The organism is Brevundimonas sp. EAKA, from assembly GCF_000698025.1.
GTDB lineage: Bacteria > Pseudomonadota > Alphaproteobacteria > Caulobacterales > Caulobacteraceae > Brevundimonas > Brevundimonas mediterranea_A.
Genome location: NZ_JMQR01000236.1, coordinates 1 through 1,770, shown reverse-complemented (window position 1 = coordinate 1,770; position 1,770 = coordinate 1). Strand labels below are relative to the sequence as shown.

2 protein-coding genes are annotated in these 1,770 nt (G+C 68.8%); both read right to left on the bottom strand.

Features of this window, described 5'->3' with window-relative positions; translation table 11 throughout:
- Positions 1 to 3: 3 nt before the first annotated feature.
- On the bottom strand, positions 4 to 984 hold the full coding sequence (locus tag ER13_RS17165) for an aspartate carbamoyltransferase catalytic subunit (protein ID WP_035311320.1): 981 nt from the start codon (positions 982 to 984) through the stop codon (positions 4 to 6).
- 65 nt (positions 985 to 1,049) lie between these two features.
- Positions 1,050 to 1,770: AEC family transporter (locus ER13_RS17160; RefSeq protein ID WP_035311318.1), on the bottom strand; the 721-nt coding region annotated here is incomplete at its 5' end.

The following is a 1,770-nucleotide window of genomic DNA, read 5'->3' as shown; positions in this document are numbered from 1 at the left end:
TCATCACTTGTCCCCCCAGCGGGCCGACAGGGAGGCCAGCACGGCCATGCGGGCGGCGACGCCCATCTCGACCTGATCCTGGATCAGCGAGACGTCCAGGTCGTCGGCCACGTCGGAATCGATCTCGACCCCCCGGTTCATCGGCCCGGGGTGCATGACCCGGGCGCCCGGCTTGGCCCAGGCCAGCTTCTCGCGGTCCAGGCCCCAGAAGCGGAAATATTCGCGGGTCGAGGGCACCAGGGCGCCGGCCATCCGCTCCAGCTGCAGCCGCAGCATCATCACCACGTCGCAGCCGGCCAGCCCCTCGCGCATGTCGTGGAACACCTCGCAGCCCCAGCGGTCGGCGTCGCCGGGCACCAGGGTCGGCGGCCCGATCAGGCGCACCCGCGCGCCCATCATCTGCAACATCGCCACGTTTGACCGCGCCACGCGGCTGTGGGTGATGTCGCCGCAGATGGCGACCGTCAGGCTGGTCACATCGCCGAAAGCCCGCCGCATCGACAGCAGATCAAGCAAGGCCTGGGTCGGATGTTCGTGGCGGCCGTCCCCGGCGTTGACGACGGCGCAGCCGACCTTCTGGCTCAGCAGCTCCGCCGCGCCCGAGGCCGAATGGCGGATCACCAGAATATCCGGCTTCATCGCATTCAGCGTCACCGCCGTATCAATCAGGGTCTCGCCCTTTTTCACCGACGAAGAGGCCACCGGCATGGTCACCACGTCGGCGCCCAGTCGCTTGGCGGCGATCTCGAACGAGGAGGAGGTGCGGGTCGAGTTCTCGAAGAACAGGTTCACCACCGTGCGCCCGTGCAGCAGGTCCAAGGCCTTGGACGACTGGCGATTGAAATCCACGAAGGCGTCGCCGAGGTCCAGCAGCTGCGGCGTGACGAAGGGGGTCAGGTCCGAGGCGGCCAGGAAATGGGCCTTGGGGAACGGAACCAGCCGTTCGCGAATGGTCTGGTCGGTGACGTCGTGGGGCTGGGTCATCGAGACGCGCCTATAGGCGGGAGTCGGCGCAAACGCCAGTGTGGGGCGCCAGTCAGCGCCCTAAATCAGGCGAAGTGGAACAGGGCCAGAAGCACCGGAATCACCACGGCGCTGCCGACGGTGGTCAGGGCGATGACCCCCGCGATCAGGGGCGCATCCCCGCCCATCTGGCGCGCCAGGATGTAGGAGGCGGCCGATCCCGGCGCCGCCCCGCAGATCAGGGCGATCCCCTGGGCCAGACTGTCGCCGCCCAGCGCCCAGGCGATGAACCACATCAGCGGCGGCATGACCCCCAGCTTGACCAGGGTCACGGCGGCGATGGTTCCCTGCCGGCGCTTGACCTCGGCGAACGAAAGCCCAGCCCCGGCGACGATCAGACCCAGGGGCAGGGCGGCCGCGCCCAGCAGGTCCATCGCGTCCGACAGGCCGGGGATCAGGGGGACGCGCAGCAGGTTCAGCGCCAGACCGATCAGACAGGCCAGCAGGATCGGATTGGCGATCATCGACCTGGCCAGGCCCAGGGCCGAGGGCTCGCGCCGCAACGACCCCCATTTGGCCAGCACCGCCACACAGGTGATGTTGGTCACCGGAATGATGAAGGCGATGGCCACCGCCGCCATGGCCGTGCCCTCCGAGCCATAGACCGACTGGATCACCGGCACGAAGACGAAGCTGTTCCAGCGGATCACCCCCTGAAACACGCTGGTGTAGGCCGGCCCGTCCAGCGGGATCAGCGGCCGCGCGGCGAATGTCGCCGCCGCCACGATCAGGGTCGCCCCCACCGCC